This is a genomic window from Alteraurantiacibacter aquimixticola (assembly GCF_004965515.1).
GTDB lineage: Bacteria > Pseudomonadota > Alphaproteobacteria > Sphingomonadales > Sphingomonadaceae > Alteraurantiacibacter > Alteraurantiacibacter aquimixticola.
Genome location: NZ_SSHH01000003.1, coordinates 191,619 through 217,001, shown reverse-complemented (window position 1 = coordinate 217,001; position 25,383 = coordinate 191,619). Strand labels below are relative to the sequence as shown.

At 64.8% G+C, this 25,383-nt stretch carries 26 protein-coding genes and 2 tRNA genes; 10 read left to right on the top strand and 18 right to left on the bottom strand.

Annotation, left to right across the window (positions count from 1 at the left end):
* Positions 1-195 precede the first annotated feature (195 nt).
* A complete protein-coding gene (locus E5222_RS11965; RefSeq protein ID WP_136694028.1) occupies positions 196-1,725 on the top strand; it encodes an alanine/glycine:cation symporter family protein in 1,530 nt (509 codons plus the stop codon).
* Between the two features lie 332 nt (positions 1,726-2,057).
* Here the strand turns inward: E5222_RS11965 and E5222_RS11960 are convergent.
* Positions 2,058-2,133, bottom strand: a tRNA-Trp gene (locus E5222_RS11960).
* 78 nt (positions 2,134-2,211) lie between these two features.
* On the opposite strand from E5222_RS11960, the gene aat reads away from it, so the two are divergent.
* Entirely contained in the window at positions 2,212-2,925 is a 714-nt protein-coding gene (gene aat / locus E5222_RS11955; RefSeq protein WP_169053573.1) for a leucyl/phenylalanyl-tRNA--protein transferase, read from the top strand.
* Here the strand turns inward: aat and E5222_RS11950 are convergent.
* The 4 genes from E5222_RS11950 to E5222_RS11935 form a co-directional block, all read right to left on the bottom strand.
* Positions 2,847-3,368: a DUF2155 domain-containing protein gene (locus tag E5222_RS11950; RefSeq protein WP_136694329.1), complete on the bottom strand. Its 522-nt coding sequence runs from the start codon at positions 3,366-3,368 to the stop codon at positions 2,847-2,849. The genes aat and E5222_RS11950 overlap by 79 nt on opposite strands.
* Positions 3,368-3,766 carry an NADH:ubiquinone oxidoreductase subunit NDUFA12 gene (locus E5222_RS11945; protein WP_136694026.1) on the bottom strand — a complete coding sequence of 133 codons (399 nt, stop codon included), beginning with the start codon at positions 3,764-3,766 and terminating at the stop codon, positions 3,368-3,370. Before E5222_RS11945 ends, E5222_RS11950 begins: the two co-directional genes overlap by 1 nt.
* A 64-nt stretch (positions 3,767-3,830) precedes the next feature.
* Positions 3,831-4,334, bottom strand: coding sequence for a DUF192 domain-containing protein (locus tag E5222_RS11940; RefSeq protein WP_246021740.1), 504 nt, complete (start codon positions 4,332-4,334; stop codon positions 3,831-3,833).
* Positions 4,321-4,908, bottom strand: coding sequence for a regulatory protein RecX (locus E5222_RS11935; protein ID WP_136694025.1), 588 nt, complete (start codon positions 4,906-4,908; stop codon positions 4,321-4,323). Before E5222_RS11935 ends, E5222_RS11940 begins: the two co-directional genes overlap by 14 nt.
* A 137-nt stretch (positions 4,909-5,045) precedes the next feature.
* On the opposite strand from E5222_RS11935, the gene E5222_RS11930 reads away from it, so the two are divergent.
* Both E5222_RS11930 and E5222_RS11925 read left to right on the top strand, forming a co-directional pair.
* Complete coding sequence (locus E5222_RS11930) at positions 5,046-6,794, top strand: fatty acyl-AMP ligase (protein ID WP_136694024.1); 1,749 nt, start codon at positions 5,046-5,048, stop codon at positions 6,792-6,794.
* A 68-nt stretch (positions 6,795-6,862) separates the two neighbouring features.
* Complete coding sequence (locus E5222_RS11925) at positions 6,863-7,837, top strand: hypothetical protein (protein ID WP_136694023.1); 975 nt, start codon at positions 6,863-6,865, stop codon at positions 7,835-7,837.
* A gap of 6 nt (positions 7,838-7,843) precedes the next feature.
* Here the strand turns inward: E5222_RS11925 and E5222_RS11920 are convergent, their stop codons facing one another.
* Together E5222_RS11920 and E5222_RS11915 are read right to left on the bottom strand one after the other, a co-directional pair.
* Positions 7,844-8,239: an MAPEG family protein gene (locus E5222_RS11920; protein WP_136694022.1), complete on the bottom strand. Its 396-nt coding sequence runs from the start codon at positions 8,237-8,239 to the stop codon at positions 7,844-7,846.
* Positions 8,240-8,242: 3 nt separating this feature from the next.
* Positions 8,243-9,796 (bottom strand): DUF389 domain-containing protein, encoded by a 1,554-nt coding sequence (locus E5222_RS11915; RefSeq protein ID WP_246021739.1) that lies wholly within the window; start codon positions 9,794-9,796, stop codon positions 8,243-8,245.
* Positions 9,797-9,913: 117 nt separating this feature from the next.
* On the opposite strand from E5222_RS11915, the gene E5222_RS11910 reads away from it, so the two are divergent.
* Genes E5222_RS11910 through E5222_RS11900 form a run of 3 tightly spaced genes read left to right on the top strand, consistent with a single transcriptional unit; the run spans position 9,914 to position 12,221 of the window.
* The gene (locus E5222_RS11910; RefSeq protein WP_136694020.1) at positions 9,914-11,128 is read left to right on the top strand and encodes a toxic anion resistance protein; all 1,215 of its coding nucleotides are present in this window, start codon (positions 9,914-9,916) and stop codon (positions 11,126-11,128) included.
* Positions 11,128-11,892, top strand: a complete 765-nt coding sequence (locus tag E5222_RS11905) for a hypothetical protein (protein WP_136694019.1) — start codon at positions 11,128-11,130, stop codon at positions 11,890-11,892. Before E5222_RS11910 ends, E5222_RS11905 begins: the two co-directional genes overlap by 1 nt.
* Positions 11,892-12,221, top strand: a complete 330-nt coding sequence (locus E5222_RS11900) for a polyhydroxyalkanoic acid system family protein (protein WP_136694018.1) — start codon at positions 11,892-11,894, stop codon at positions 12,219-12,221. Before E5222_RS11905 ends, E5222_RS11900 begins: the two co-directional genes overlap by 1 nt.
* Here E5222_RS11900 and E5222_RS11895 read toward each other — a convergent pair.
* From E5222_RS11895 to E5222_RS11885, 3 genes are read right to left on the bottom strand one after another with little or no spacing between them, the layout of a single operon-like run.
* Positions 12,218-12,667 carry a DUF2721 domain-containing protein gene (locus tag E5222_RS11895; RefSeq protein ID WP_246021738.1) on the bottom strand — a complete coding sequence of 150 codons (450 nt, stop codon included), beginning with the start codon at positions 12,665-12,667 and terminating at the stop codon, positions 12,218-12,220. The genes E5222_RS11900 and E5222_RS11895 overlap by 4 nt on opposite strands.
* Before the next feature lie 11 nt (positions 12,668-12,678).
* Complete coding sequence (locus tag E5222_RS11890; RefSeq protein WP_136694017.1) at positions 12,679-13,713, bottom strand: mannose-1-phosphate guanylyltransferase; 1,035 nt, start codon at positions 13,711-13,713, stop codon at positions 12,679-12,681.
* Positions 13,714-13,736: 23 nt separating this feature from the next.
* The gene (locus E5222_RS11885) at positions 13,737-14,504 is read right to left on the bottom strand and encodes a hypothetical protein (RefSeq protein WP_246021737.1); all 768 of its coding nucleotides are present in this window, start codon (positions 14,502-14,504) and stop codon (positions 13,737-13,739) included.
* 123 nt (positions 14,505-14,627) lie between these two features.
* Between E5222_RS11885 and E5222_RS11880 the strand changes: the two genes are divergently transcribed.
* Together E5222_RS11880 and E5222_RS11875 are read left to right on the top strand one after the other, a co-directional pair.
* The gene (locus E5222_RS11880) at positions 14,628-14,858 is read left to right on the top strand and encodes a DUF2171 domain-containing protein (protein WP_342773181.1); all 231 of its coding nucleotides are present in this window, start codon (positions 14,628-14,630) and stop codon (positions 14,856-14,858) included.
* Between the two features lie 152 nt (positions 14,859-15,010).
* Positions 15,011-16,459 carry a sulfatase family protein gene (locus tag E5222_RS11875; RefSeq protein ID WP_136694016.1) on the top strand — a complete coding sequence of 483 codons (1,449 nt, stop codon included), beginning with the start codon at positions 15,011-15,013 and terminating at the stop codon, positions 16,457-16,459.
* A 115-nt stretch (positions 16,460-16,574) separates the two neighbouring features.
* On the opposite strand, the gene E5222_RS11870 is transcribed toward E5222_RS11875, so the two are convergent.
* The 8 genes from E5222_RS11870 to E5222_RS11835 all read right to left on the bottom strand — a co-directional run bounded on the left by E5222_RS11870 (position 16,575) and on the right by E5222_RS11835 (position 24,720).
* Positions 16,575-17,570 carry a HupE/UreJ family protein gene (locus E5222_RS11870; RefSeq protein WP_136694015.1) on the bottom strand — a complete coding sequence of 332 codons (996 nt, stop codon included), beginning with the start codon at positions 17,568-17,570 and terminating at the stop codon, positions 16,575-16,577.
* Entirely contained in the window at positions 17,567-18,436 is an 870-nt protein-coding gene (locus tag E5222_RS11865; RefSeq protein ID WP_136694014.1) for a peptidyl-prolyl cis-trans isomerase, read from the bottom strand. Before E5222_RS11865 ends, E5222_RS11870 begins: the two co-directional genes overlap by 4 nt.
* 2 nt (positions 18,437-18,438) lie before the next feature.
* A complete protein-coding gene (locus tag E5222_RS11860) occupies positions 18,439-20,313 on the bottom strand; it encodes a DUF3604 domain-containing protein (RefSeq protein WP_136694013.1) in 1,875 nt (624 codons plus the stop codon).
* Complete coding sequence (locus E5222_RS11855; RefSeq protein ID WP_136694012.1) at positions 20,310-22,157, bottom strand: DUF3604 domain-containing protein; 1,848 nt, start codon at positions 22,155-22,157, stop codon at positions 20,310-20,312. Before E5222_RS11855 ends, E5222_RS11860 begins: the two co-directional genes overlap by 4 nt.
* A gap of 146 nt (positions 22,158-22,303) precedes the next feature.
* Positions 22,304-22,379: transfer RNA gene (locus E5222_RS11850), tRNA-Lys, on the bottom strand.
* Between the two features lie 14 nt (positions 22,380-22,393).
* Positions 22,394-22,891: a 2-amino-4-hydroxy-6-hydroxymethyldihydropteridine diphosphokinase gene (gene folK, locus E5222_RS11845; protein ID WP_136694011.1), complete on the bottom strand. Its 498-nt coding sequence runs from the start codon at positions 22,889-22,891 to the stop codon at positions 22,394-22,396.
* The gene (gene aguB / locus E5222_RS11840) at positions 22,888-23,763 is read right to left on the bottom strand and encodes an N-carbamoylputrescine amidase (RefSeq protein WP_136694010.1); all 876 of its coding nucleotides are present in this window, start codon (positions 23,761-23,763) and stop codon (positions 22,888-22,890) included. Before aguB ends, folK begins: the two co-directional genes overlap by 4 nt.
* A gap of 36 nt (positions 23,764-23,799) precedes the next feature.
* Positions 23,800-24,720, bottom strand: a complete 921-nt coding sequence (locus E5222_RS11835) for a class I SAM-dependent methyltransferase (protein ID WP_136694009.1) — start codon at positions 24,718-24,720, stop codon at positions 23,800-23,802.
* Between the two features lie 105 nt (positions 24,721-24,825).
* Here E5222_RS11835 and msrA point away from each other — a divergent pair, with 105 nt between their 5' ends.
* The gene (gene msrA, locus E5222_RS11830; protein WP_136694008.1) at positions 24,826-25,377 is read left to right on the top strand and encodes a peptide-methionine (S)-S-oxide reductase MsrA; all 552 of its coding nucleotides are present in this window, start codon (positions 24,826-24,828) and stop codon (positions 25,375-25,377) included.
* The last annotated feature ends 6 nt before the right edge of the window (positions 25,378-25,383 follow it).

Here is a 25,383-nt window from a genome sequence, read left to right as displayed (position 1 = left end):
GATCGGGAGGGGCTGCGATGCTCCGATGTCGGAAGACGATGGGCTATTTAGGACGCGCTCGCGCCCTTGGCAAGGCTGGCGGTGATTCGTCCCGTGTCACGCGTGCGCACGAAGCCGGTTACAGATGCAACATTGGGGCTTTCCACGCTGGCGGCGCTTGTATAGCCTCCACCGCTTACACGGGATCAATCACAGATGGGGGTCGCCAACTTGGCACAGGCGCAGCAGACGGTCACATTCCTCGACCAGGTCACCAATGTTTCGGACTTCATCTGGGCCGGCCTGTGGAACGGGCAGGAAGTGCTTCCCTTCCCGCCGATGGTCATCATCCTGTTCGGCGTGGGTCTGTGGACCATGGTGGGTCTGCGCTTCTACCCGATCGTCAAGCTGGGCAGCGCCTTTGCCGGGCTGTTCAAGGGCCGCAAGGGAACGGGCGCGGGCGAGATCAGCCCCTTCGCGGCGCTTTCGACCGCACTTTCCGGACAGGTGGGAACGGGCAACCTTGCCGGCGTCGCCACCGCCATTGCACTGGGCGGGCCAGGTGCGATTTTCTGGATGTGGATCACCGCATTGATCGGCATGGCGCTGGCCTTTGCCGAAGGCGCGCTGGCGATCCGTTATCGCGAGAAGACTTCCGACGGCGTCTATCGCGGCGGCCCGATGAGCTACATCATGATCGGTCTTGGCCCGAAATGGACCTGGCTGGCCATCGTCTTCTGCCTGGGCACGCTGTTCTCCGCGCTGGTGACGGGCAATGCCGTGCAATCGAACGCGGTGGCTGACGGCATCAACGAGCTGTTCGGTATCGAGGAATGGATCGGCGGGCTGGTGGTGGCCATCGCGGTCTTCATCGTCATCATCGGCGGCATCAAGTCGATCGGCAATGTGGCGGAGAAGGTCGTGCCCTTCATGGCCGCGACCTATATCGTGATGGCGCTGATCGCTATCCTGCTCGACATCCAGGACATTCCCGAAACTTTCACGCGCATCTTCGACGGTGCCTTCAATCCGCAGGCGGCGACCGGCGGCTTCGTGGGCGCGGCGATCATCATCGCCATCCGTGCGGGCGTGGCGCGCGGCCTGTTCTCGAACGAGGCGGGCCAGGGTTCCACTCCCATCGCGCACGCTGTGGCGCAGACGAACGATCCCGAACAGCAGGGCCGCATGGCCATGCTGGGCACCTTCATCGATACGGTGGTGATCTGCACGATGACCGCGCTGGTTATCCTGACCGTGGAAGGCGATTTCACCGGCAATGGCGAGGCGGTAACGCATGCATGGCAATCGGACCTCACCGGTTTTGCCATGACCAGCGGCGCCTTTGCCGCAGCCTTCCCGTTCGATATCGCCAGCATCCCGGTGGGCACGCTGATCGCCAGCATCGCGCTGATCCTGTTCGTGTTCACCACGCTGCTGACGTGGAGCTATTACGGCGAACGGGCCATCACCTTCATCTATGACCGCGTGCCGGGCTCCACCCGTCGCGGCGAGAAGATGCTGCATATCGGCTGGCGGGTAATCTGGTGCCTGGCGATCTTCATCGGCGCCAGCCGCCCGTCGGAGGAAGTGTGGCGCATGGGCGACATCTCCAACGCCGCCATGGCGCTGCCCAACCTGCTGGCCCTCGCCCTGCTTTCGGGCGTGGTGTTCAAGCTGGCAAAGGGCGACCGCACCGCCGGGCCCGATCACCATGCGGATACCCCGGAAGAGCCCGAGGAGTATTAGGGGAAGCCTGATTGCGTCCACCCATCCGGGTGGACGTCCTCGGTGCTGTTCCCTCCCCCTTCGACAGGCTCAGGGTGCGGGGCACCTGCGGGCGGCCGTTCGGCCTTGCGGTCGCTGCGCGACCGTGCTGCCGCCAAATTGCCGTGACCTTGGTACAGGGCCACGCTGGATTGCCGCGTCGCTTCGCTCCTCGCAATGACGGTGGATACCGAGTCACGGCAGTCGCAGGCCGAACGGCCGCCCGCAGGTGCCCCGCAGTCCAAAGGACGGAGGGAACAGCACCGAGGACGCTCGCCCGGATGGGCGAGCGAAAAGCCAAAGATAAATGAAAATGGCAGGGGTGACAGGATTCGAACCCGTGGCCCTCGGTTTTGGAGACCGATGCTCTACCAACTGAGCTACACCCCTGCAGCGGACCGGGCCTCTATAACGCCTTTGCCGCAATGGCAAGCGACGAGCGCAATACCGCGTGTTAGAAGCCCGATCATGCATGCGCCCGTCCCTCCGAAAGAGCCGCAGATCATCCCGGCAGAGATGCTGATGCTGGCCTATCGCATGGGCGTGTTCCCGATGGCCGATTCGCGCGATGAGGAGGATATCTTCTGGGTCGAGCCGCGCGAGCGGGCGATCATCCCGCTCGATAGCTTCCGCGTCTCGCGCTCGCTCGCCAAGGTCATCAGGCAGGATCGCTTCACCGTCACCTGCAACAAGGATTTCCCCGCCGTGATCGCCGCCTGCGCCCAGCCGCGGCCCGACCATCCCGATACCTGGATCAACCGCCGGATCGAGGCGAGCTACATCGCGCTCCACCAGCAGGGCCATGCCCATTCTGTGGAATGCTGGCAGGATGGCGAGCTGGTGGGCGGCCTATATGGCGTCGCCTTCGACCGGGTGTTCTGCGGGGAGAGCATGTTCAGCCGCGCCAGCAATGCCTCCAAGGTCGCGCTGGCCTGGCTGGTGGCGCTGATGAAGCGCGCGGGCTTCACCGTGCTCGATTGCCAGTTCATGACCGGGCATCTCGGCTCGATGGGCGCGGTTGCCTTGCYGCAGGCGGACTACCTGAAATTGCTGGAAGAGGCCTGCGGCGACCATTTCACCGCCAGCCTGCCCTGGGCCCATGCTCAGTTGCTGGAAGATGCCGAGGCGGCTTCCTCTTCACCTGGGAAGCTCATCGCGCAGTCCTTCATCCACACGTCGTAGATCGGGTGTTCGACGACGTTGACGGCGGGTGCTTCCTTGTAGAGCCAGCCGGAGAAGATGCGGTTCCATTCCGGGTCGCTGTTCACGTCGGCGCGTTCCTGCACCAGCACCTGCACGAAGCCGCCCGTCAGCGGCGGGGTTTCCCACGGCGCGGTCCGCTCGCAACTGGCGAGGCGGATGATGACATCGCCCACGCGCTGCTGTTCGCCGGGGCGCAATTCGATATCGCGCGAGATGTTGTTGCGCTTGTTGATGAGGCCGATCGTCGCCACCCGCTCTTCCAGCGGCGTGCCGATACTCTCATCCACCTCTACCTGCGGCATGGGCTCTGCCGCCAGTTCGTCAGGGATCTCGGTTTCTTCCGCCTCGGGCGGTGGCGCACCGCTGTCGCAAGCCGCCAGCACGAGCAGCGGCAGGCAGGTCGCGGCGAGCCGCAGGCGCATCACGCGTCGGGCGTCCAGGCTTCGTAATCGCCGGTGGCGGCGGCGCGCTTGCCGCCGCGTTCCAGCGCACCCGCCGGGCGGTACGCCGCAGCAGTGCCGGTGGCATTGGGCGTGAAATCGGTTTCCCAGATGCGCGGCGGCGGCAAATGGCTCTCAGGCAGCTCGTCATAGGAGCCGTGCAGCCAGCCATGCCATTCGGCCGGTACGCGGCTGGCATCGTTGGCGCCGTCATAGATCACCCAGCGCCGCTCCTTCTCGCCATCCTTGACGTTCTTTGAGCGGTAATACTTGTTGCCCTGCGCATCGGTGCCGACATGCTCGCCCTTGCGCGCAGACCACAGGAGGGTGCCGATCGTGGCCCCTTCCCACCAGGTGAAGATCTTCATCAGGAAATTCATGCCCGGGCGGTTAGCCGGTTTTGGGTGACTCGCGCAAGCACATGTGCGCGCGAGCCGCTACCCCTCACCATTCCACCATATCGCCTGCCGCAATGCCCAGCTCCGCGGAGCGGCCCGCGTTCAATTCCAGCACCGCCCCGGCGATATCGACCGACCGCACCGATTCTTCCGAATAGGGCGTGGTGTCGGCCGCGATATTGACGATGCGACCATCGGGGCCGATGAAAATGATGTCCAGGGGGATCACCGTGTTGCGCATCCAGAAGCTGGCCATGCGCGGCTGGGTGAAGGGGAAGATCATCCCCTCATCCGCGCCCATGGCAGTGCGGAACATCAGGCCGCGCTGCTGCTCTTGCGCGGTGGCGGCGACTTCGACGCGGAAGGAATGCTCCTCCCCGCCCTGCGTGGTCACGGTCAGCGGGATGACTTCGAGGCCGGATTCGGGATGCACCGCGCTTTCGGCCAGGACTGGAGCGGTCTGTGCCTCGCTAGCCGCCTGAGTGGAACAGGCGGCCAGCATTGCCGCGCCCGCCAGCCCGATCATCCGCGTCCACTTACCAGTGATCATCCCTGCTCTCTTCCTCATCCAGTTCATGCGCCCATTCCTCGGCCGCCTCGACGGAGGCTGCATCGACCATCTGCCGCGCAAAGTCGAGCGTGTGCCCGGCGCGCAGCATGGCCGCTACCTGCTTTTCCCTTTTGTCCCTGTCGAGAGCTTGAACGCCGAAGGGGCCGAAGCGCCTTTTCTGCGCCATGGCGAGCGCGGCGTGGCGCAATTCCGCCTCACCCGGAGCCACTTCGTCGCGAATTTCGGGCGCTATGCCGTCCTGTCCCAGCACCTGCCCAACTCGCCTGGCACCATAGCCGCGCCGCAGCAGGATGGCGCTTTTCGAGCGGGCGAATCCCTTGTCATCGATATATCCGAGCTCGGAATAACGGGCGGTCAGCCCCGCAATATCGGGCGGATTCTCCTCATCCTCCCACCCGCGTTCGCGCAATTTGCGCTTAAGGTAGCGTTCAAGCTTGGCCGCAGAAGTGGCGTATCTCGCCACATAGGAGAGCGCCAAATCGCGCAATTGCGCCGCATCGAGCGGCTTTTTCGCCCGTTTTCTACGCTGACACTCTTGTTCATTGTCTGCCATCGGCCTTATTCGTGCCACACTTCCTATCAAATGGGAAAGATTGACACGGGGCCGGCTACCTAGTCGGCGCCGTTTTTTGAATTCGGGAAGAGCGCAAACAAGGCGCATAGATAGAATGAGGGTTAGCCTGAACGTCCATGACCGAACTCGTCCCCACACCCAATAATTGTGTCCTGCCGCGCATTCGCGCGGATTTCGCCACCTTCAATGACGCGATCGATTACGCGGCGAAGAGCGAAAAGGGCATGAACTTCCACGACATGCGCGGCACGCTGACGCGCGTCTATCCCTATTCCGAAATGCGCGCCGATGCCGTGCAGATGGCCTATCGGCTTGTCGATGCGGGAATCGGCAAGGCCGATCGCGTCGCGCTGATCGCGGAGACGGGTCCCGATTTCGCAGCCTTGTTCTGCGCCTGCACGCTGGCCGGCGCATGGCCCGTGCCGCTGCCGCTGCCGACCACTTTCGGCGGCAAGGACAGCTATATCGACCAGCTTTCGGTGCAGCTGCAAAGCGCCGATCCTAAAGTGCTGATCTACCCGCCGGAAATCGCCGAGATGGCTGCCGCAGCGGCTGAGCGGCAGGGCTGCGAAGGCGTGGACTGGGACACATTCGCCCAGCGCCCGGCGCCCGAAGTCGAGCTGCCCAAGGCCGATCCGGAAGATATCTGCTATTTGCAATATTCCAGCGGCTCGACCCGTTTCCCGCAGGGCGTTGCCGTCACCCATGCTGCGCTGCTGCACAATCTCTATGGCCATGCCGCCAGCATGGATATCGGCAATAACGACCGCGTCGTCAGCTGGCTGCCCTGGTATCATGACATGGGGCTGGTCGGCTGCTTCCTGTCGCTGATCGCCAACCAGGTCTCCGCCGATTACCTCAAGACCGAGCATTTCGCGCGCCGCCCGCTAGCATGGCTGGACCTGATCAGCCGCAATGAGGGCACGACGCTCAGCTATTCGCCGACCTTCGGCTATGACATTTGCGCGCGCCGCATTTCCAGCCAGTCCAATGTGGAGGAGCGGTTCGACCTCTCCCGCTGGCGCACGGCAGGCAATGGCGCGGACATGATCCGCCCGGACGTGATGCAGAATTTCGTCAACGCCTTCTCAGCCGCCGGTTTCAAGGCCAGCGCCTTCACACCGTCCTACGGCCTTGCCGAAGCGACGCTGGCAGTCACCGTCATGCCGCCTGGCGAAGGCATCAGCGTAGAGCTGGTCGAGGAAGAGCGCCTTTCCGGCACCCGCCGCGATCTCTCGCGCCCGGCCCGCTATCGCGCCATCGTCAATTGCGGCAAGCCGCTGCCCGACATGGATGTCGAAATCCGCGGCGAGAATGGCGAGGTGAAGTCGCACCACCAGATCGGCAAGGTCTGGTGCCGCGGGCCTAGTGTGATGCATTCCTACTTCCGCAACCAGGAAGCGACCGACGAATGCCTCGTCCCAAGTGAAGATGGCAAGGGGGCCTGGCTGGATACGGGCGACATGGGTTATGTCGATGCCAAGGGCTATCTGTTCATCGTCGGCCGGGCGAAGGACATGATCATCATCAATGGCAAGAATCACTGGCCGCAGGATATCGAATGGGCGGTGGAGCAGCTGCCCGGCTTCAACCATGGTGATATCGCCGCCTTCGCGGTGGAGACCGAAAATGGCGAGGAAGCCCCCGCCGTGCTGGTCCATTGCCGCGTCTCCGATCCGGACGAGCGGGTGAAGCTGCGCGACGAGATCCGCGACAAGGTGCGCGCGATCACCGGCATGAATTGCGTGGTCGAACTGGTGCCCCCGCGCACCCTGCCGCGCACCAGCTCGGGCAAATTGAGCCGCGCCAAGGCAAAGAAGCTCTACCTCTCGGGTGAGATCGAACCGTTCCGGCTGGCGGCCTGAGCGGAGCTTCACACCGCTGCAAATCCGTCCTATGCCTCCCGCTCTTCAAGGGACGGGAGGCTAGTCAATTGGATCATTCATACCGTATCACCCGCCGCGCCTTTGCGGCGGGCGCAATGACGTTCGGCATCTTCGGCGCCAGCGCGGCACGCGCGCAATTCGGTTTGGGTGACCTGCTGGATGACGGTCTGGGCCTGGTCGGCGACCTGGGCGTCGGCAAATGGCTCGAAGGCGAAGCGCCGGTAACGACCGCATTGAGCGATGCAGAGTGGGCCAATCCTGCGCTCGACAATGTCGACCCGCCTTTCACAGCGCAGCCGCTTGCCAGCCTGGAGCGGACCGACGATGGCGGCTTCATCCTTCAGCCCGGCTGGTGGCAGATCACCGCGCAAAGCTATTGCCTGCATGCCGGAACGCATGGCCCGGGCGGCGGCGACGGCTATCTCTATGCTCCGCTGAAGGGTTCGGCTGACGAATATGTGCGCGACATCTTGCGCAATTCGGTCTCTCGGCCCGATATCGAACAGCGCCAGATCCAGCTGCTGATCTGGGCGATCCTCGCCCGCGCGAAGTTCGAGGATTTGCGGCGCGAGCTGCAGGTGGTCGCGTCGCAATTGCTTTCGCGCCGCCAGCTTGCCCGACTCAACCGCTCGGCCATGGACCTCGTGCCAAACGGCATGATGGGCGAAGTGCTGGGCGAGGTGCCCGGCCCGCTGCGCACCGCGTTCGAGGCGGAGGCGGCGCTGCGCCGTGGCCTGACCGTGGGCGGCGCCAGCTATGACGAGCTGGAAGCGATCGCCGTGCTGGGCGGCGACGTGCCGCTTGGCGCAGGCAGCCGCGAAATTCCCTCCGGCCGCTGGAGCGATCACCCGGACGGCTATCGCATCCGCTACTTCCCGTCAGGCTATAGCGAGACGCGGACCGATATCTGGGTGGCTGAGGACAGCGATGCCGTGGGCGAGGAATACGATCCCTCGATCCAGGTCGCCGTACCCGGCAATACCTCGCGCCAACGCCTCGCCCAGTCGGGGCGCGAGCGCTAGGGCGGCTCAGCCGAGCAGCAAAATCGCGACGATCCCGAGCAGCGCGAGCAGGCCCACGGCCCATACCAGCGTGCGCAGTCTGGGAACGCCCGTCCAGTAAAGCGGCAGGTAGACGAGCCGCGCGCCTAGCCAGGTCCAGGCCAGCGCGGCCGTCACAGCGCTTGTGCGGCCCGTCGCTTCCACCGCCAGCAACGCGATGATGGCGATCGGCCATGTCTCGAGGAAATTGCCGCGTGCCCGGTCCAGCCTTCCGGCAATGTCGTTGAGCGGCGGCAGCGCCTCGTCGCGCGCGCCCATGTTCCATTCGACGCCATATTGCTTCGTCTTGAAATGCGCCGCCAGCAGGATGTGCGCGAGCGCCAACAGCGTGCTGAGCAACAGGACGGTAAGTTCGCCGGACATTTTCTATTCTTCCTCCGTACTCCAGCTCAGCGTCACGTCGGAGAAGCCCGCGCGGCCGGGCTGTGTCTGCACCTCGATCCCACGCTCCTCAAAGGCAAGGCGGGCGGCTTCCACGGCATCGCGGCGGCCTTCCAGCCGGATCGGCAGCTCAATGCGCGCTGCGGCCCATTCGGCAAGGCCGAGCGCTTCCTGCGCTTCGGGTGAAAGTTCGCCATTGGCGAAGGTGAGCGTTGGCAGGTCGCGCAGCGGCGGCGTGAGGCGGATGTCCCAGTCCTCCTGCTGGCCGGCGACGATGCGGCTTTCGAGTTGGCGATAGGCGGCCAAGGTCGCACCTTCCAGCGGGCGCGCGGTGACCGTGGCCCGACGGCGTTCGCGATCGACGGTCACATCATCGGTGGTCACGCCCGCGATCAGCGCCAGCCGCTCGGCCAGAGCGGCGGCTTGTTCGCGATCGGCCTGCTGCTGCTCCAGCGCGGCGGAAAGCTGGGCCTGCTCGGCCGCCTGCGCGCTGGTGCCGACGCGATACTGGTTGATCTTCACTTCCACCGGCGCACCGAGCGTGCGGCTCATCGCGCGTGCGGTGATCCGCTCCGCATCGCCTTCCAGCACGGGGGTAAGGACGGTGGCGGAAACCTGGATCGGGTCGGTGTTGAAATTGGTTTCGATCTGAGAAATACGCGCGCGGCTGTCGAAGGCATCGAGCACGACGCCGTTGATCTGCCGCGTCGCATTCGCCTCCCAGGCAATCTGCCGCAGCGAAATGCCCAGCGGGATGGCCAGCGCGACAAAGGCGGCGACGATCACGAAGGTCTGCAACGCCGTCTGCCTCTCCGACAGGGTGGTGCGGAAGCCGTAGAGACGCGCCATGACCGCCGCCGACAGCGCGATCGTCATCAGGTTGGTAACGAACAGCATCAGCGCGCCGGAAAACACCGTCCAGTTGAAAGTGGCGAGGCCGAAGCCCACCACCGCCAGCGGCGGCATCAAGGCGGTGGCGATGGCCACGCCCACGATCGTCCCCTCGCGCCCGCGGATCATCGCATAGGCGCCGGCGACGGCGGAAAACAGCGCCACCAGCAGGTCGAACAAATTGGGCTGTGTGCGCGCGGCAATCTCGCTCGTCACGGTTTGCAGCGGCGACATGAACACCACCACCGCGCAAAACGCCACCGCCGCCAAGGTGCCGAGAGCAAGCGAGCGCGCCGATTGCTTCATCCACTGGAAATCGCCGATCGCCAGCGAAAATCCGAGCCCCATGATCGGGTCCATCAGCGGGGACAGCAACATGGCGCCGATCACTACGGCAGGCGAGGAGAGCAGCAGGCCAAGGATGGCGATGCCCGCCGACATCGTAATCATCAGCAGGTAGCGCGAGCTGATTTCACATTCGGCGCGCCGCTTTTCGATCACCGCCGCCTGGTCAACCGTCGCGGTCACGGCCATGCGCCACCAGCGGCGCCAGCTCATCAACACATTGCCGAAACCATAGGAGCGGTCGGCCTTTACCGCAGTCGCACCCTGCGCCTCCACACCATCCGTACCAGCATCATTCGCCATAGACATCGCCTCCAAGGGGGAAACACGATATAAACCCATTGAAGCGGAGGGAAACTTGAAATGCGTGTCTTGCCTCACTAATACAGTAGCAAGACTTACGAGGGGAATTGCACTTCCATGGCCACATCCAACGATACGACCACCAAGGTAGCCACCGATCTGGACCTGGAGCTGACGCCTCCCGATCCGGTGCCGCAGGTCGCGCCCGAAAAGGCCTCAGGCCTCGTCCCCGTTTCCGAGGAGAAGAAATCCGCGCTGGAAACCAAGGTCGACGGCTTTGTCGACGAGCTGGTGGAGCTGGACGCCAAGTCGCCCGATTTCGGCAAGAAGGTGGACCAGATCACCAATATGGGCCGCAAGGAAATCATGGCGGCCGCCGGCATGTCCAACCGCTTCCTCGACCGCCCGGTGCGGGCGATGGACCAGGAAACGGGCGTGGGCGCGGATCTTTCCGAATTGCGCCGCACGGTTGAGGATCTCGATCCCGGCCGCCGCGGCAAGATGACCGGGCGCAAGCTGTTCGGCATCATTCCCTTCGGCAACAAGCTGAAGAACTATTTCGACAGCTACACTTCCGCACAGGGCCATATCCAGGCGATCCTCGCCCGCCTCGCCAGCGGCAAGGACGAGCTGCTGATGGACAATGCCGCGATCGACGTGGAACGCCAGAAGCTGTGGGAGGCGATGGGCAATCTTGAGCAGATGGTCCACATCTCCAAGACGCTCGACATCAAGCTGGAGGAAAAGGCGGCAGATCTCGACGCGACCGATCCGGATAAGGCCCGGGCGATCCGCGAGACCGCGCTCTTCTATGTCCGCCAGCGCACGCAGGACCTGCTGACGCAAATGGCGGTGTCGGTGCAGGGCTATCTCGCGCTCGACCTGGTGAAGAAGAACAATGTCGAGCTGGTGAAGGGCGTCGATCGCGCCAGCACCACCACGGTCGGCGCGCTGCGCACCGCCGTCACGGTAGCGCAGGCCATGACCAACCAGAGGCTGGTGCTGGGCCAGATCACCGCGCTCAACCAGACCACCGCCGGGATCATCGATTCCACCGGCCAGCTGCTGCGCGAGAATACCGCGCAGATCCACGAACAGGCCGCATCCAGCACCATCCCGATGGAAACGCTGCAGCGCGCCTTCCAGAACATCTATGACACGATGGACGAGGTCGACAGCTTCAAGCTGCGCGCGCTCGATTCCATGAAGCAGACGGTCGAAGTACTGTCCGGCGAAGTCGAGAAGTCGAAAGGCTATATCGCCCGCGCCGAAGGCCAGGCGCAGGCCGCCAAGGAAGTGAACACCAGTTCGCTGCTGAGCCTCGATAACTGATGAGCAATGACCTCACCCGGCAGAGTGAACGCCTGATCGAAGAGGGGCGATCGCTGGTGCGCGACAACCAGCACGGCGGCAGGCACCGGCGCGAAGGCATTGCCGAAGGGTCGCGCCGCCTGCGCCGCCAGCATTTCGGCAAGAAGCTGAAGTCGATTGCGCTGGCCGTAGTCGGCATCCTGGTCGCCGCATCGGTGGCGGGCGTCATTATCGACGGGATCGGCTTTGTCGGCGTGATGGTGACCTTCTTTGCGATCCTGGCCGCCGTGGGTTTCTTCTCCAGCCGCAAGATCAAGATCCCGCAGCGCGCCGACCTCACCCGCACGCAGGATGCGCGCCAGCTGGTCGCGCGAACCGAACTGTGGCTGGAAGCGCAGCGCCCCGCCCTGCCCCCGCCAGCTGTAAAGCTGGTGGAGGATATCGGCGTGCAGCTCGATGGATTGGGCGTGCAGCTCGAACATGTCGATCCGGCGCATCCGGCGGCGGGCGAAACGCGCAAGCTGGTAGGCGAAGTGCTGCCCGAGATGATCGACAGCTATCGCAAGATCCCGCAGCATTTGCGGCGCGAGCAGCGCGCGGGCTCCACCCCCGATGCGCAGCTGGTGGACAGCCTCGGCAAGATCAGCAAGGAAATCGACCACGTCACGCGGCAGCTGGCCGAGGGATCGCTGGACGACCTCGCCATCCGCACGCGCTATCTCGATTACAGATATGGCGGCGCCGACGGGCTGCCGCCGCCCGAAAAGTCCCAGGAGAATAACTGATGCAGGTCGCAATCCCCCATCAGCTCGGCCGCGAGGAAGTGCGCCGCCGGCTGAAGAGCAACAGCCATTCCATCGCCGATGCCGTGCCCGGCGGCATGGCCGAAGTCACCACCGACTGGCCGAGCGAAGACCGCATGGTGATGAACATCAAAGCCATGGGCCAGGACCTGACAGGCCATGTCGACATCGCCGATAGCGAAGTGGTCTTCGTGGTCGAACTGCCCGCAGCGCTGGGCTTCATCAAGCCGATGGTCGAAGGCGCGATCCGCCAGCAGGGCGAACGCCTGGTCGCTCCCCCGCGCGAGGACAAACCGGCGGACGAAAGCTAGAGCTTCCGCTCGATCTCCAGGTAACTGCGCGGAATACGCAAAGCCGCAGCCGCCTCGCGCGTCTCCTTCAGGAACAGCAGCAGCGCCGCCATCAGCAGCATGATGGCGACGATGAAAACGCCTGCGGCAAGGGGCTGCAGGCCGAGATGCGCGAATTCTTCCAGGAACAGCAGTGCCACCGTGGTGCCGATGCACACGCCGGACATCACGAGCAGCAATATCGCCTTGTTCAGCAGCGCCAGCCGCGCGTCGGCCATGCGTATCTCGCGCACAATGGCGTCATGCTCGGCGCCCTCGGTCTCGCCATGCCGTTCCTGCAAATCGCGCGCGCGATCGACCACACGGCCAAGGCGGCTGGAAAGGATATTCATGATCGATCCGATCGCCACCAGCACGAAGACGGGGGCTAGCGCGAGCTGGATCGTTTGCGCGATCATGGTGGGCATCACGTCTCCCGTCACTGGTTCGATGCTCCGCCAAGCTTGCCGACCTTCTGCGCGCCTTCCATCGTGGTGACGAGCACCTCGTCCCCGTCGACGATCACGGCCACATCCTCCAGCCCGATCACCGAGATGCGCGGCCCGTCGCTTTCGGCAAGCACATTGCGGCAATCGACCAGCTCCACCCGGCCCGCCACACGGTTGCCCTCGCCATCGCCGGTGCGCGCATCGCGCAAAGCGTGGAAATTGCCGATATCGGACCAGCCCATGGCGACGGGCACCATGGCGGCGCGCGCGGTCTTTTCCATCACCGCGTAATCGACCGATTCCCCGTCGATCATGGCGAAGCTTGCCGCGTCGGGGTGGAAGCTCGCGCCCTCCTCGCGACCCTTGGTCACGGCAGCTTCCACCGCCTCGGCAATATCGGGGCGATGGCTGCGCAGCTCGTCCATGAAGGCGCCCGCGCGGAAGGCAAAGATGCCGCCGTTCCAGCTGTATCCGCCGTCTGCGAGGAAGGCCTTGGCGCGCTCGAGATCGGGCTTCTCGACGAAACGATCCACCTTGAAGCCACCCTCCAGCGCATCGCCACGCCTGATATAGCCGAAGCCCGTTTCGGGCGCGTCCGGCGTGATGCCGAAGCTCACCATCCAGTCCTGCGCCGCCAGCGCCGCGGCCTTGCCCGCAGCCTCGCGGAAGGCAGCGACATCGGCGATATGGTGATCGCTGGGGCAGACCAGCATCACCGCCTCTTGCGGCAGGCGCGCGGCGGCGAGCGCGATGGCGGCGGCGGTGTTCTTCGCCTCGGGCTCGACGATGATAGAGGCATTCGCGCTGCCGGCGATCTGCTCGCTGACATGCGGCAGGTGCGCCGCCCCGGTCACCACGATGGGCGCGGCGAATTGTGCATCATCGGCGCAGCGATCGAGCGTCGCCTCGAACAATGTCCGCTCCCCCACCAGTGGCAGGAAGGGTTTGGGTTTGGTCTTCCGGCTCTTCGGCCACAAACGGGTGCCGCTGCCGCCGCACAGGATAACCGGATGGATGAGGCTCATTGTGTCGATCTGCTCCTGTGGGCCTAGCGGCGGAAGAAATCCTGCCGCCACCCATAACGTGCCGGCACCGGATTGCCGAGTGCGTCAATGGCGGGATTGAAGCGAATGCGTTCGATCACCAGCGGGCACACCAGCGCATTGGTCTGCGGGTCCGGCCCCGGATTGCGCACGCTGCAATCGGAGGCCCTGCCGTTGACCCCCACTGTGAAGACCACGGTGACGGAGGTTCCATCGCGCACCCGCCGCCCACCATCGGGAATGGGAAAGTCGCGCGCCGAATCGATGGTGCCGGAACGGACCGAGGGACCGGAGACCGGCACGCCGCCACGCCCCTGCCCCGACCTGCCGCTGCCCGTGCCGAAGCCCTCACCCGCCGCGCCCGTGCCCTCGCCCGCATCGGTGGCGCCCGCAGCATTCTCATTACCGGTGGAGGCCGCGCGCGGGATCGGCGTGGGACTGGGGGAAAGGTTTTCCGGCGCCGCCTGCTCGCGCGCCTCGGCATCGCGGCCGGCTTCGGCCGCAGCGCCTTCGTCCGGGTTCTCGTTCATCACCGGCTCCGGCTCGTTCTCCGGCTCGTCGGGCGTGGTGATGATAACGGTGATCTGCGAACTTGCCCGCTCGATCACCTCGGCGGTGAAATCGGGCGCGAGCAGGCGCATCAGCAGCGCCCCCAGCACCAGGTGGCCGAGCACGATCACCGCCACCAGCCACCAGCGCGGACGGCGGCGCGGATTGTAGCCCCGGCGCTCGACAGTGCCTTTCGCGGCGATGCTCTCTGGCTCTGTTGCCATGCTCCTCACCCTATCGGGTCCGCCCATTCCGTCAATCGCCCCGCAGTCGCGACGGACCGAGGAACGATGGCCCTATTATCCTCGTTGATAAGGCGTAAGTAACGAAAAATAGGAGGAAATATCATGATCGACAATATTATCGACAAGATCCGCATCAAGGAACACATGGAAGTCACCGACAGCAATGGCCAGCATCTGGGCACGGTCGACGAGGTCGAAGGCGACAACATCAAGCTGACCCGGTCGGACAGCAAGGACGACATGCACCACTACGTGCCGCTCGAATCGGTCGGGAAGATCGATGACAACCGTGTCTATCTCAAGACGGGCGCCGCTCTCCCTCCCGGCGTCTGATCTCGATAGCTCTCCTCGCCCGGCATCTGGGCGAAGGAAGCAAGGCCCCGGCCCGCGTCCCCCTCGCGGCCGGGGCCTTTTACGACCATGGCCAGAGCGGCAAATGCCGCTATAGTTAGCTGCGGGAAGTATATCTTGGGGGAGTACGAGGGATGAGCGACGGCAGATTTACGCGTCGCACCGCATTGGGCGGCGCGCTGGGGACGATGGCACTCGCAGTCACGCTGCCGGGTTGCGCGCGGCAAGAGGGGCGCGAGCCGAGGGCCAAGCCGAACTTCCTGTTCATTATGGCCGACGACCTCGGCTATGCCGACCTGTCCTGTTACGGGCGGCAGGAATACCAGACGCCGGTGCTCGACCGCCTCGCTGCCGAGGGGATGCAGTTCCTCGATGGCTATGCCAATTCCGCCGTCTGTTCGGCTACCCGCGTGGGCCTCATCACCGGGCGTTACCAATACCGGATCGAAGCCGGGCTGGAGGAGCCGATCGGCCGCCCCGGCATCGGGCTGGAGCCGGAACATCCCACGCTCCCCTCGCTGCTGAAGGAGCAGGGCTATCACACCGGCCTCGTCGGCAAGTGGCACCTTGGCGGCCTGCCCGATTTCGGCCCGCTGAAGAGCGGTTACGACGAATTCTGGGGCAATCGCGGCGGCGGCGTCGACTATTTCACCCATGAGGTGTTCGGCCAGTCCGACCTGTGGGATGGCGAGGTCCAGATCGAGGAGGTGGGCTATTACACCGACCTGCTCGCCAATCGCTCGATCGAATATCTCGAGGCACGCGCGGCGGAACCGGACAAGCCATGGCTGCTCAGCCTGCATTTCACCGCAGCGCACTGGCCGTGGGAAGCCAATAACGAGAAGGGTCGTGCGGAAAGCGCGCGCATCGCCGCACAGGAGCCCGGCGTGGACGAGCCGGAATGGGGCCACTCCGGCATCCTCCATTATGATGGCGGCGACATGGAAACCTATGCCGGAATGGTCACCAGCATGGATGGCAATATCGGCCGCGTGCTGGAAAGGCTCGCCGAGCTGGGGATGGAGGAGGACACGGTGGTGGTCTTCACCTCCGACAATGGCGGGGAGCGCTTCAGCTACAACTGGCCCTTCACCGGCATCAAGACGGAGCTGCTGGAAGGCGGCATCCGCGTGCCCTTGATCGTCAAGTGGCCGGGGCTGACCGAGCCGGGCTCGACCAGCACAACGCCTGCCTTGTCGATGGACTTCCTGCCCACTTTCCTGGCGGCAGCGGGCAGCGCGCCGCATCCCGACTATCCCAGCGACGGCATGGACCTCGCCCCCACGCTGCGCGGCGAGGAAACGCCCGAGCGCACATTGTTCTGGCGTTTCTGGAGCAAGGACCAGAAAGCCGTGCGGCGCGGGCAGTACAAGTATCTGAAGATCAACGATAACGAATATCTGTTCGATATCGTCGCCGACCCGCTGGAACGCGGGAATTTGAAGGATCGCATGCCCGGACTCTTCGCCGAGCTGAAGGCAGCGCATGAGGCGTGGAATGCCGATATGCTGACCGATCCCAATGCCGCCAGCTTCGGCTGGACGCCAACGCAATTGGCGGACCATTATGGGTGGAACGATTGAGCCGACCATGTAACGTCATTGCGAGGACCCCGGACTTGTTCCGGGGGACGCGGCAATCCAGGGCAGCGCAATACCGCCCTGGATTGCTTCGCTACGCTCGCAATGACGAGAGGGCTCAGGCCGAACTCAGCCGCTCGATCAGCCAATAACTGGCGGTAGTGCCAAGCCCATAGGCGGCGAGCGTGCGCAAGGGCGCCGTCTGCGGCAGTGCGGGGGCAATCCGGCGGGTGAGGTGCCATGCGCCGAACAGCGTGGCGGCGAAGATCACCTGGCCGATCTCGATCCCGACATTGAAGGCGAAGAGCGCAGTCAGCAGCCCCTCGTCCGGCAGGCCGATCTCGCGCAGCACGGAGGCGAAACCGAAGCCGTGCAGCAGGCCGAAGCTCGCCGCCACCGTCACCGGCCTGCGCCATGTCAGGCTGTCGCGCCGCCCGCGCGCGATCTCCACCGCAAGGAAGACGATGCTGAGCGCAATTACCGCCTCCACCGCGCGGGTGTTGAGGCGGATCACGTCGAGCGCAGCCAGCGCCAGCGTCAGCGAATGGGCGAGCGTGAAGCCCGTCACCGTCACCAAGATGCGCCGCCATGTCCCGGCGATGATGATGAGGCCGGTGACGAAGAGCAGGTGGTCGATCCCTTCGCGGATATGCTCGAAGCCCAGCACCACGAATTCGGCGAATGTCGAGCCGGTGCTGGCCTCCTCGGGCGCGGGGATGCGCAGCACATGTTCGCCCGGTTGCAGCAGCAGCGTCTCCACCCCGCCGCCCGCATGGACGCGGGCGATGGTCGCAAGGTTGGGATTGGCGAGCGGATAGGCGATGGCGATATCGGAGCCGGCCAGCCCTTGCGCGCATGTCCATTGCTGCTGACGCCAGTGCCCCAGCGCATCGGACCATTGCCGAACCTGCTCGCCCTCCACGCAGGCTTCGGGCGCGACGAGATCGGGCAGGAAGGCCCTCTCGACATTGGGCGGGACCTTCCACACCAAGTCATAAGCGCCATCGCCCTCCTCGGTGATCGTCACGGTGAAGGGCCGGTTGTCATCCGCCCGCGCGGGAAGCGCCGCCAGCGTGGCGAGCAGCGCCAGCACCGCCGCGAACAACCGGATCATTGCCCGCCAGCCTCGTCGTGGATTTCATAGCTTTCCATCAACCGGTCGATCGCCGCCATGGCGCGTGTGGAGCGTGCTTCTGCCAGCGCATCCTCGGCGACGCGGGCGGCGACATCCTCGAAGGGCGGCACGCGCGGCTCGGCCTTGGCGCGCAGGCCGACAAGGTGCCAGCCATGCGAGCTTTCGAGCGGGCCCTGCCAGTCCTCGCCCGGCTCCAGCGCATAAAGCGCCAGTGTGAAACCCTCGCCGAACTGCCCGGCAATCTCGCGCGCGCCAGCCTCGGCATAGTTCAGCTGGTAGAGGAAGCGGTCGCCATATTGCCCGGCATTGCCGAAGGGTACATCGCCCGAATTGAGCTGCGCCAGCGCCGCGCGTGCATCGGCCTCCGCCGCATCGCCGCGCCGGTCCTTCGCGAAAAACACATGAGTGAAACTCGCCCGCGCGCCTTCGGCATAGCGCTGGCTGTTGGCGTCGTAGAAGGCGCGCACATCCGCGTCGGACAGCGCCACCTCCGTCGCCTCCTCCTCCATCACCAGCAGGCGCATCTGCTGGATCACGCGCTGCTTCACCATCGGGTCTGCCTCGGCGAGGCCAAGCGCCTGCCCTTCGCGATAGAGCGCCTCGGCCACCGCCGCATCGCGCACCAGCTGCACGCGTTCCTCATCGCTCATGTTCGCGAGGAGTTCGGCAAAGCCCTCCTCATCATAGAGCTGCGCCCTCGCCTGCAGATGGTCGAGCAATTGCGCCTCGCCAATGGTGATGACGCGACCCGCCTCGGGCGCAGGCCAGATCCAGCTGGCGAGCGCAAACAGCGCCGCACCGGCGGCGAGGAAGTGGACCAGCGGCTCTTTCAACCAGCTTTTCACATTCACGGGTTGTACCAGACGGGCGAGGACCAGGCGCGTTCCTGGATGGTGGGCGTGATGTCGATACTGGCAGGATCGATCCCCAGCGCCAGCGCATCGAACAAGTGGTGCCGCGGTGTCGGGATTTCGATCACGCGGACATAGTAGAAGGCGCGCTCGGCAGGATCGAAATCGGGATCGGTCCATAGCGTCGCCAGCTCCGCCGCGCCGATACTGTTGGTGTAGCGTGCTGTCGCCAAGTCCACCGTATTGCCGACATCGGGCAGTGAGCCATCGGTGCGCAGCGAACGGCCAGCCGACCAGGCGACGTTGTAGATGCGCTCATGCATTTCCCCATCGGTACCGATCCAGCCCTTCACCACCTGAACGCGGTCGAGATTCGCGCCCTCCGGGTCCTTCACCGCGCGGATCGCCAGCTGGGGTACGCGGCCATTGGCAGGCAGCAGGTTCCCGCCCATCGGCACGCCCATGCGATAGCCGTGATGGGCAAAGTCCCGCCGCTCCACATCGCTCGCCGCAAAGCCGTATCCGGCGAACAGGCGCAAGCTCATGCGCGGGCCGGAGGTGCCGTAGACCTCGCGCCGGCGGAAGGCATCGAAGATCGATTGCCGGTCGTTCCGGTCGGCCCAGACACCCGCAAGGCCCGAAGCGCTCATCTGCGCAGACGGGAAAATGATGTTCACCGCATCGGGGCCGAGCCGATCCTTCGGCAAATAGTCCTCACCCAGCTTGCCGAGGAAATTGCTCTCCTCTTGCGAGGAGAAGCCGGTATGCGAATCGCTCGCCCCGATAATGCCGTACTGGAACGGGTTCACCCCGATGCGCGACTGTTCGGCCATGCCGCGCAGCAAGGCACTGCGCAGGTAGGAGCCGCCCAGCGGATCAGTCGGCACGCCGGTGAGCAGCATGTTCCTGAGCTCGAAATCGGCGAATTCGTCATTGGGCGAGAGCGCCGGATGCGTTTCGGAAGAGCCCTTGTACTGGGTGATCTCGACCACCGGCTCCCACGCATTGCGCAGCTCGGCATAGGCGGCATCGAAGGGATCGCCATTCTTGTCGGTAAGCTCGAACATGCGCCCTTCGGACAGGTTCGAGTTGTGCGGGATGGCGACGAAATCGGCGCCCGTGCGCGTGCGCGTCTGTTCGAAATAGGCGTAGAGATCCTCCGGCCCCTCCGTCTGGTAATTGGCGAGGGGGAGGAACTGGCTTGCGACGTCGCCACCGGCATTGGTGAAGACCACGCGGTGCATGTTCCGCAGGGCGGGCGCGAAGGTCCATTCCCAGCCGATCAGCGCGGTGAATTCGCCGGGGCGGTTGTGCCGTTCGGCGGCATCGATCTGGCCCTGCCAGCTGCCCGCCATGACTTCGTCAGAGCGCATGTCGCGCATGAAGGCCGCGCGCTCTTCCTCGGTGAGGTTGCTCTGACCCATCGCCGCGGTGGTGAGCGCGCGGCCGCCCTCCTCGGTCAGCAATTCCCGCAAGCGCTGCGCGATCGGATATTCCATGATCGACGGATCATTCGCGGCAATCCGGCTGGACACCGCGAGGCCCACCGCATGGTCCGCCATGACGAGGAAATCGAGCGGCCGGTCGATCTGCACTTTCTGCCCGGTGCGCGGGAAGATCACCGGTATGCCGCGCGCAAAGCGGTATGCGCTGTCGATATCGGCATTGGCGGTACCGCTGGAAAAGGCGTCGATCGAATTGATCGAATGCACATGCGTATCGCCCCACAGCAGCACGCGGTCGCCCACGGGCATGGTGGCGGGCGCAGTTTCCGTCACGCTGGCGGATTGCGCGGCGGCAGCAGGCGCATCGGCCTGGTTGCAAGCGGAAAGCGCCAGCGTGGCGGCTGTTGCGAAGAGGAGGCGCATCATGAGGCACCTCCCATGGGCGTGTAGTAGACCGGCGATGTCCAGGCGCGCTCCTGCAGCCAGGGGCTGGTGCTTTCGGACAAGGGTACGCCGCTCGCGACCGAGAGATAGGTCGCCCAGCGCGGGGTCGGGATCTCGATCACGCGGGCGTAATAGAGCGCGCGTTCTGACGGGTCGAAATCGGGATCGGACCATGTGGCGAACAGCTCCGCCGCACCGATCGTGTTCTCATAGGTGGCCTTGGCGGCATCGACGGTATTGCCCACGGCGGGCAGCTTGCCGTCCTCGTCCGGCTGGCGCTCGCCGCTCCAGGCGACGTCATAGATCCGCTCGAAGCTCTCCCCGCCCTCACGCCAGACCTTCACGATCTGGATGCGGTCGAGATTGCCCGATTCCGGGTCCTTCGCCGCCTGCATGATGAAGGTCGGGCCACTGCCGCTCGCAGCGCCGAGATTGCCGCCCATCGGCACGCCCCAGCGATAGGCCTGGGCCGCCCAGTCGGACGCATTGGCAAAGCCCGTAGGATCGCTCCACCCGGCGAACAGCCGCACCCGCATGCGCGGGCCTGAAGTGGCGAAGGTCTCGCGGCGCTGGAAAGCAGCGAAGATCGCCTCGCGCGTATTCTCATCCGCCCAGACGCCGGTCAGGCCCGAGGCGGAAAGATTGGCGAGCGGGCTGCCGATCACCGGCGACAAATCGCCCAGGATCGCGGCGGCGTTCTTGTGATCATCCGACAGGCCCAGCGCGCCGGGGTAATTGTCCTCCTCGGTGGAGGAAACGCCCGAATGGTAATCGGTCGCGCCGACAAAGCCCTGCTCGAATGGGTTCACTCCCAACGCCTCAGCCAGTTCCATGCCGCGCGCAAGGCCGGTGCGGACATAGGCGCCGGCAAGGTCGCCATCGGAGTTGATGATCTCGAAGTCCGCGAACTCGTCATCGGGCGAGAGTTCGGGCCGCGTCTCGCTGGTGCCCTTGATCTGGGTGATCTCCACCAGCGGCTCATTGGCGGCGCGGCGGCTGGCGTAGTCGACCGAGATCGGATTGCCGTAAGTATCGTTCCACGGGAAGGCGAGCCCGTCCGACAGGTTCGCATTGTGCGGGATCATCAGGCTCTCGATCCCGCGCGACCGGTTGGTTTCGGCATAGGCCCACAACGCCTCGTGATTCATTGAATCGAGCGCGGAGAACGGCATTGCCGGGTAAGTCGGACCGCGGAAGATCACATTGCGGTGCAGGTGCGCGCCATTGCTGCGATAGGTGGGCGAATATTCGAAGGCGACGAAGCTGGTGAATGTGCCCGGATCGTTGTGCCGCTCCGCCGCCGCGATAGTGTCCTGCCACGCCTCGTAGCTACGCGCGGGATCGACCAGGCCTTCGTTCGCCTCGCCGTAAAGGCCGCGTACGGCATAGCCGAACAGTTCGAACATGGTCGCGCCACCTTCATGCGAGGTCAGCCGCTCCCACTCCTCCTCGTCATAAGGCACGGGGATCTCACCCGCCATCGCCCGGCTGACATTGCCGAGATATTCGGCATGGTCGGTGACGGCGAGGAAATCGAGCGGCGTGCGCCGCTGCACCATGCGGCCGAGATAGTCGACCGCCTCGCCCTTGGCATACATGTAGGCATCGTCGGGCGTGGTGTTGGTCTTCGCCGCCGCCGCATCGAGCGAATAGCTTGTGTGCAGGTGCAGGTCGCCGAAATAGACCTGCCTGTCGCCGGTGTTGAGCAGGCTGGGCGGGCCGTCGCCCATGCCTTCTCCATCGCCGTCAGCCTGGCTGCAAGCCACCAGCGCCAGCGCTGCGCATGTCGTCGCAATCGTGCTGCGAAAATCCGTCCAGTACCGCATGCCTCTCCCCTTGCATTTCCGGTTTTCACGGCCTGTCTAGGGGCAAGAAGAGACCAAATGCAAAGGCAATCAAGAAGCTATAAAGGCACGGTTATCGAAGCGATAAAGCCGCCCTTATCGCTTGCTGCTGCGGATTGGGGAAAAGGTGGTGAGCCCTGCTGGGCTCGAACCAGCGACCTACTGATTAAAAGTCAGTTGCTCTACCAACTGAGCTAAGGGCCCACTCACCGGAGGCGTCACCTAGGGACAGGGCGGTTGCCGGTCAAGCGCGCATATAGCTGGCCGAGGGAAAGGCCTGTCAGCGGGTCGCGCCAGTCGCGGGCGATGGCCGCCGCGGGGCCGAGCACGAAGTCTCGGGCACGGAACAAGGGATGCGGGATCGCCAGTTGCGGCATGGCGACCACGCCGCCCGACCACAGCACGATATCGAGGTCGATCACGCGGCTGCGCCAGCGTTGCCCGCGCCGCTCGCGGCCCATCGCCGCTTCGGCTTCCTGCAAACAATCGAGCAGGCCGAGCGGCTCCAGCCTGCTCCCCAGCACCAGCGTGGCATTGGCATAGCGGCGCTGCGAAGGGCCGACGGGCGCGGTTTCGATGATCGGCGAGCGGGCGAGGACATCGCCCAGGGTCTCGTCCAGCAAGTCCATCATGGCAGCCACCACTTCGCGCGGGGAGCCCAGCTGCGGATGGCGCTGGTTGGAACCCAGTGCGACCAGATAGGTGTGGCGGGTCAAATGTCCTCTGCAATCCGGCCGTAAAGCTGCGGGCGGCGATCGCGGAAGAAGCCCCAGCTGGCGCGGTGCTTGCGCGCGGCGTCGAGGTCGAGCGTCGCCACCAGCACGCCGGTCTCCTTGCGGCCGAATTCGGCGACCATGTCACCCCATTCGTCACAGATGAAGCTGTGGCCGTAGAAATTATTGCCGGCTTCCTGCGAGCCCTCATGGCCGATGCGGTTGGCGGCGACAACGGGCATGCAGTTGGAGACCGCATGGCCGATCATCGCGCGGCGCCACATGCGGCTGGTGTCCATCTCCGCATCCTTGGGCTCCGACCCGATGGCGGTGGGATAGAACAGCACCTGCGCGCCTTTCAGCGCCAGGCAGCGCGCGGTTTCGGGATACCACTGGTCCCAGCAAATGCCGATGCCGATGCGCGCGGTGGCATCGCCCGTGGGCACGTCCCACACCTTGAACCCGTCATTGCCCGGGCGGAAATAGAACTTTTCCTCATAGCCCGGCCCATCGGGAATGTGGCTCTTGCGATAGGTGCCCTGGATCTCCCCATCGGCGCCGATCATGGCCAGCGTGTTGTAATAGTGATGTCCGTCGCGCTCGAAGAAGCTGGTCGGGATCGCAACCTTCAGCTGCGCGGCGAGCTTGCGCATCGCGATTACGGAGGGATGTTCCGCAGTCGGGCGGGCGAGCGCGAAGAACTCGTCCTTCTCCTCGCGGCAGAAATAGGGGCCGGAGAAGAGCTCCGGCGGCAGGATCACCTGCGCGCCCTGCCCGGCGGCCTCGGCCACCAGGTCGGACACGGCCTGGATATTTTCGGATTCGTCCCCCGATCCCAGGGGAAGTTGCAGCGCGGCGACGGTGAGCTTGGTCATGCCACGCCCCTTATTCCGCCGCCGCGCCGGTGTAAATCAGGGACGCTTGCGGAAGAGCAGCGTCATCCGGTCGCTCTCGCCGATTTGGGCGCGGCGGGCGCGTTCCTCGCTACCTTCCTCCGCCCCGGCAAAGCTGGGCGGCAGCGACCAGACGCCGATCTCCCAATCGGCGGGGTCGGCGGGATTGGCGTTCACTTCGCTACGGGCAACGAGGTCGAAGCCATAGGCGGAGAAGAGCGCCGCCACGTCCTCCTCGCGCTGGTAGCCGCGATCGCCCAGCACGTAGGAGGCCGGCGCATCCGCATTCGCGCGATGCTGCACCACGCCCAGCAGCCCATCGTCCTTGAGCAATGTGCGCGCGGCGACGAGAGAATCATGGAACCAGCCGAAGCGGCGCATATTGTGGATCTCGCGGAAGATCAGCACCCGATCGGCGCTGCCCTCCCATGCGGCAAGATCGTCATCGGTATTGAGGCCGACGACGCGGGCGCCTTCATTGCCCACCCAGCTCCGGGCATCGGAGGGGATGCGGCTTGAGGCGTTGCGATACATGTCCCAATAGCCGGTCAGGTCCGGATGCAGTTCGGGGTTGAGGCCGATATAGGTCCCCTGCGTACCCAGATACGGGATCAGCACGCGCGAATACCAGCCGCCGGCCGGCATGTAATCGACCACCGTCATGCCCGGAGCGATGCGGAAGAATTCCAGCGTCTCGGCAGGATGGCGCCAGGCATCGCGGACGCGATCCTCCGCCCTGCGTTCATGGTCGAGCGCTGCCGCCATGGCCGAAATGGTGGCCTGGTCGGGCGGAGACTGCGCCTCCTCCTCCGGCCCCAGAACGGCATCGAGCACGCGGCCGAGCAGCCTTTCGCCGGTGGACGGTTCTTCATCCTGCGCAAGGGCAGGCGCGGTGAGGGTCATTGCGGCGATGGCGGCAATGCTGGCAAGCAAACGCATGAGGGGCTCTCCCATTACTGTTTTCGCGGGCAGCCTAATATGCTCCCGATGGATGACAAGCGGGTCTTTCGTCCCCATCTACGCCGCCAGCAAGGAGAGCGTTACATGGCTGTTGAGCAGGCAATTGTCGCCGGCGGATGCTTCTGGTGCACCGAGGCGGTGTTCAAGGATGTGATCGGCGTTTCCGGGGTGGAAAGCGGCTATATCGGCGGTACGGTGGCGGACCCGACCTACAAGCAGGTCTGTTCAGGCAGCACCGGCCATGCCGAGGGAGTGAAGCTGACTTTCGACACCGAGGTCGTGACGCTGCCGGAAATCTACGACATGTTCATGGGCACCCATGACCCGAGCCAGCTCAACCGGCAGGGCAATGATGTGGGCACGCAATATCGCAGCGCGATCTTCCCACTATCCGATGAGCAGCGGGCCGAGGCCGAAGCCGCCATCGCGCGCTGGAATGCGGAGCATGCCGGTAGCGAGGCGGTGACGACCATCGAAGGACTCGATGGAGATATCCGGGCGACCTGGTATCCGGCGGAGGATTACCACCAGGAATATTGGGCAGGCGAAGGCCAGCGCAATCCCTATTGCCTGGCGGTCATCCCGCCCAAGCTGATGAAGCTCAGGAAAAGCTTTGCCGGCAAGGTGAAGGGCTGACGCGCC

Coding starts and splice junctions, on each gene's coding strand:
- E5222_RS11965 (WP_136694028.1), top strand. CDS start 196: ATGGGGGTCGCCAACTTGGCACAGGCGCAGCAGACGGTCACATTCCTC.
- E5222_RS11950 (WP_136694329.1), bottom strand. CDS start 3,368: ATGCGCCTGCGGCTCGCCGCGACCTGCCTGCCGCTGCTCGTGCTGGCG.
- E5222_RS11945 (WP_136694026.1), bottom strand. CDS start 3,766: ATGAATTTCCTGATGAAGATCTTCACCTGGTGGGAAGGGGCCACGATC.
- E5222_RS11940 (WP_246021740.1), bottom strand. CDS start 4,334: ATGATCACTGGTAAGTGGACGCGGATGATCGGGCTGGCGGGCGCGGCA.
- E5222_RS11935 (WP_136694025.1), bottom strand. CDS start 4,908: ATGGCAGACAATGAACAAGAGTGTCAGCGTAGAAAACGGGCGAAAAAG.
- E5222_RS11930 (WP_136694024.1), top strand. CDS start 5,046: ATGACCGAACTCGTCCCCACACCCAATAATTGTGTCCTGCCGCGCATT.
- E5222_RS11920 (WP_136694022.1), bottom strand. CDS start 8,239: ATGTCCGGCGAACTTACCGTCCTGTTGCTCAGCACGCTGTTGGCGCTC.
- E5222_RS11915 (WP_246021739.1), bottom strand. CDS start 9,796: ATGGCGAATGATGCTGGTACGGATGGTGTGGAGGCGCAGGGTGCGACT.
- E5222_RS11910 (WP_136694020.1), top strand. CDS start 9,914: ATGGCCACATCCAACGATACGACCACCAAGGTAGCCACCGATCTGGAC.
- E5222_RS11905 (WP_136694019.1), top strand. CDS start 11,128: ATGAGCAATGACCTCACCCGGCAGAGTGAACGCCTGATCGAAGAGGGG.
- E5222_RS11900 (WP_136694018.1), top strand. CDS start 11,892: ATGCAGGTCGCAATCCCCCATCAGCTCGGCCGCGAGGAAGTGCGCCGC.
- E5222_RS11895 (WP_246021738.1), bottom strand. CDS start 12,667: ATGCCCACCATGATCGCGCAAACGATCCAGCTCGCGCTAGCCCCCGTC.
- E5222_RS11890 (WP_136694017.1), bottom strand. CDS start 13,713: ATGAGCCTCATCCATCCGGTTATCCTGTGCGGCGGCAGCGGCACCCGT.
- E5222_RS11885 (WP_246021737.1), bottom strand. CDS start 14,504: ATGGCAACAGAGCCAGAGAGCATCGCCGCGAAAGGCACTGTCGAGCGC.
- E5222_RS11880 (WP_342773181.1), top strand. CDS start 14,628: ATGATCGACAATATTATCGACAAGATCCGCATCAAGGAACACATGGAA.
- E5222_RS11875 (WP_136694016.1), top strand. CDS start 15,011: ATGAGCGACGGCAGATTTACGCGTCGCACCGCATTGGGCGGCGCGCTG.
- E5222_RS11870 (WP_136694015.1), bottom strand. CDS start 17,570: ATGATCCGGTTGTTCGCGGCGGTGCTGGCGCTGCTCGCCACGCTGGCG.
- E5222_RS11860 (WP_136694013.1), bottom strand. CDS start 20,313: ATGATGCGCCTCCTCTTCGCAACAGCCGCCACGCTGGCGCTTTCCGCT.
- E5222_RS11855 (WP_136694012.1), bottom strand. CDS start 22,157: ATGCGGTACTGGACGGATTTTCGCAGCACGATTGCGACGACATGCGCA.
- aguB (WP_136694010.1), bottom strand. CDS start 23,763: ATGACCAAGCTCACCGTCGCCGCGCTGCAACTTCCCCTGGGATCGGGG.
- E5222_RS11835 (WP_136694009.1), bottom strand. CDS start 24,720: ATGCGTTTGCTTGCCAGCATTGCCGCCATCGCCGCAATGACCCTCACC.
- msrA (WP_136694008.1), top strand. CDS start 24,826: ATGGCTGTTGAGCAGGCAATTGTCGCCGGCGGATGCTTCTGGTGCACC.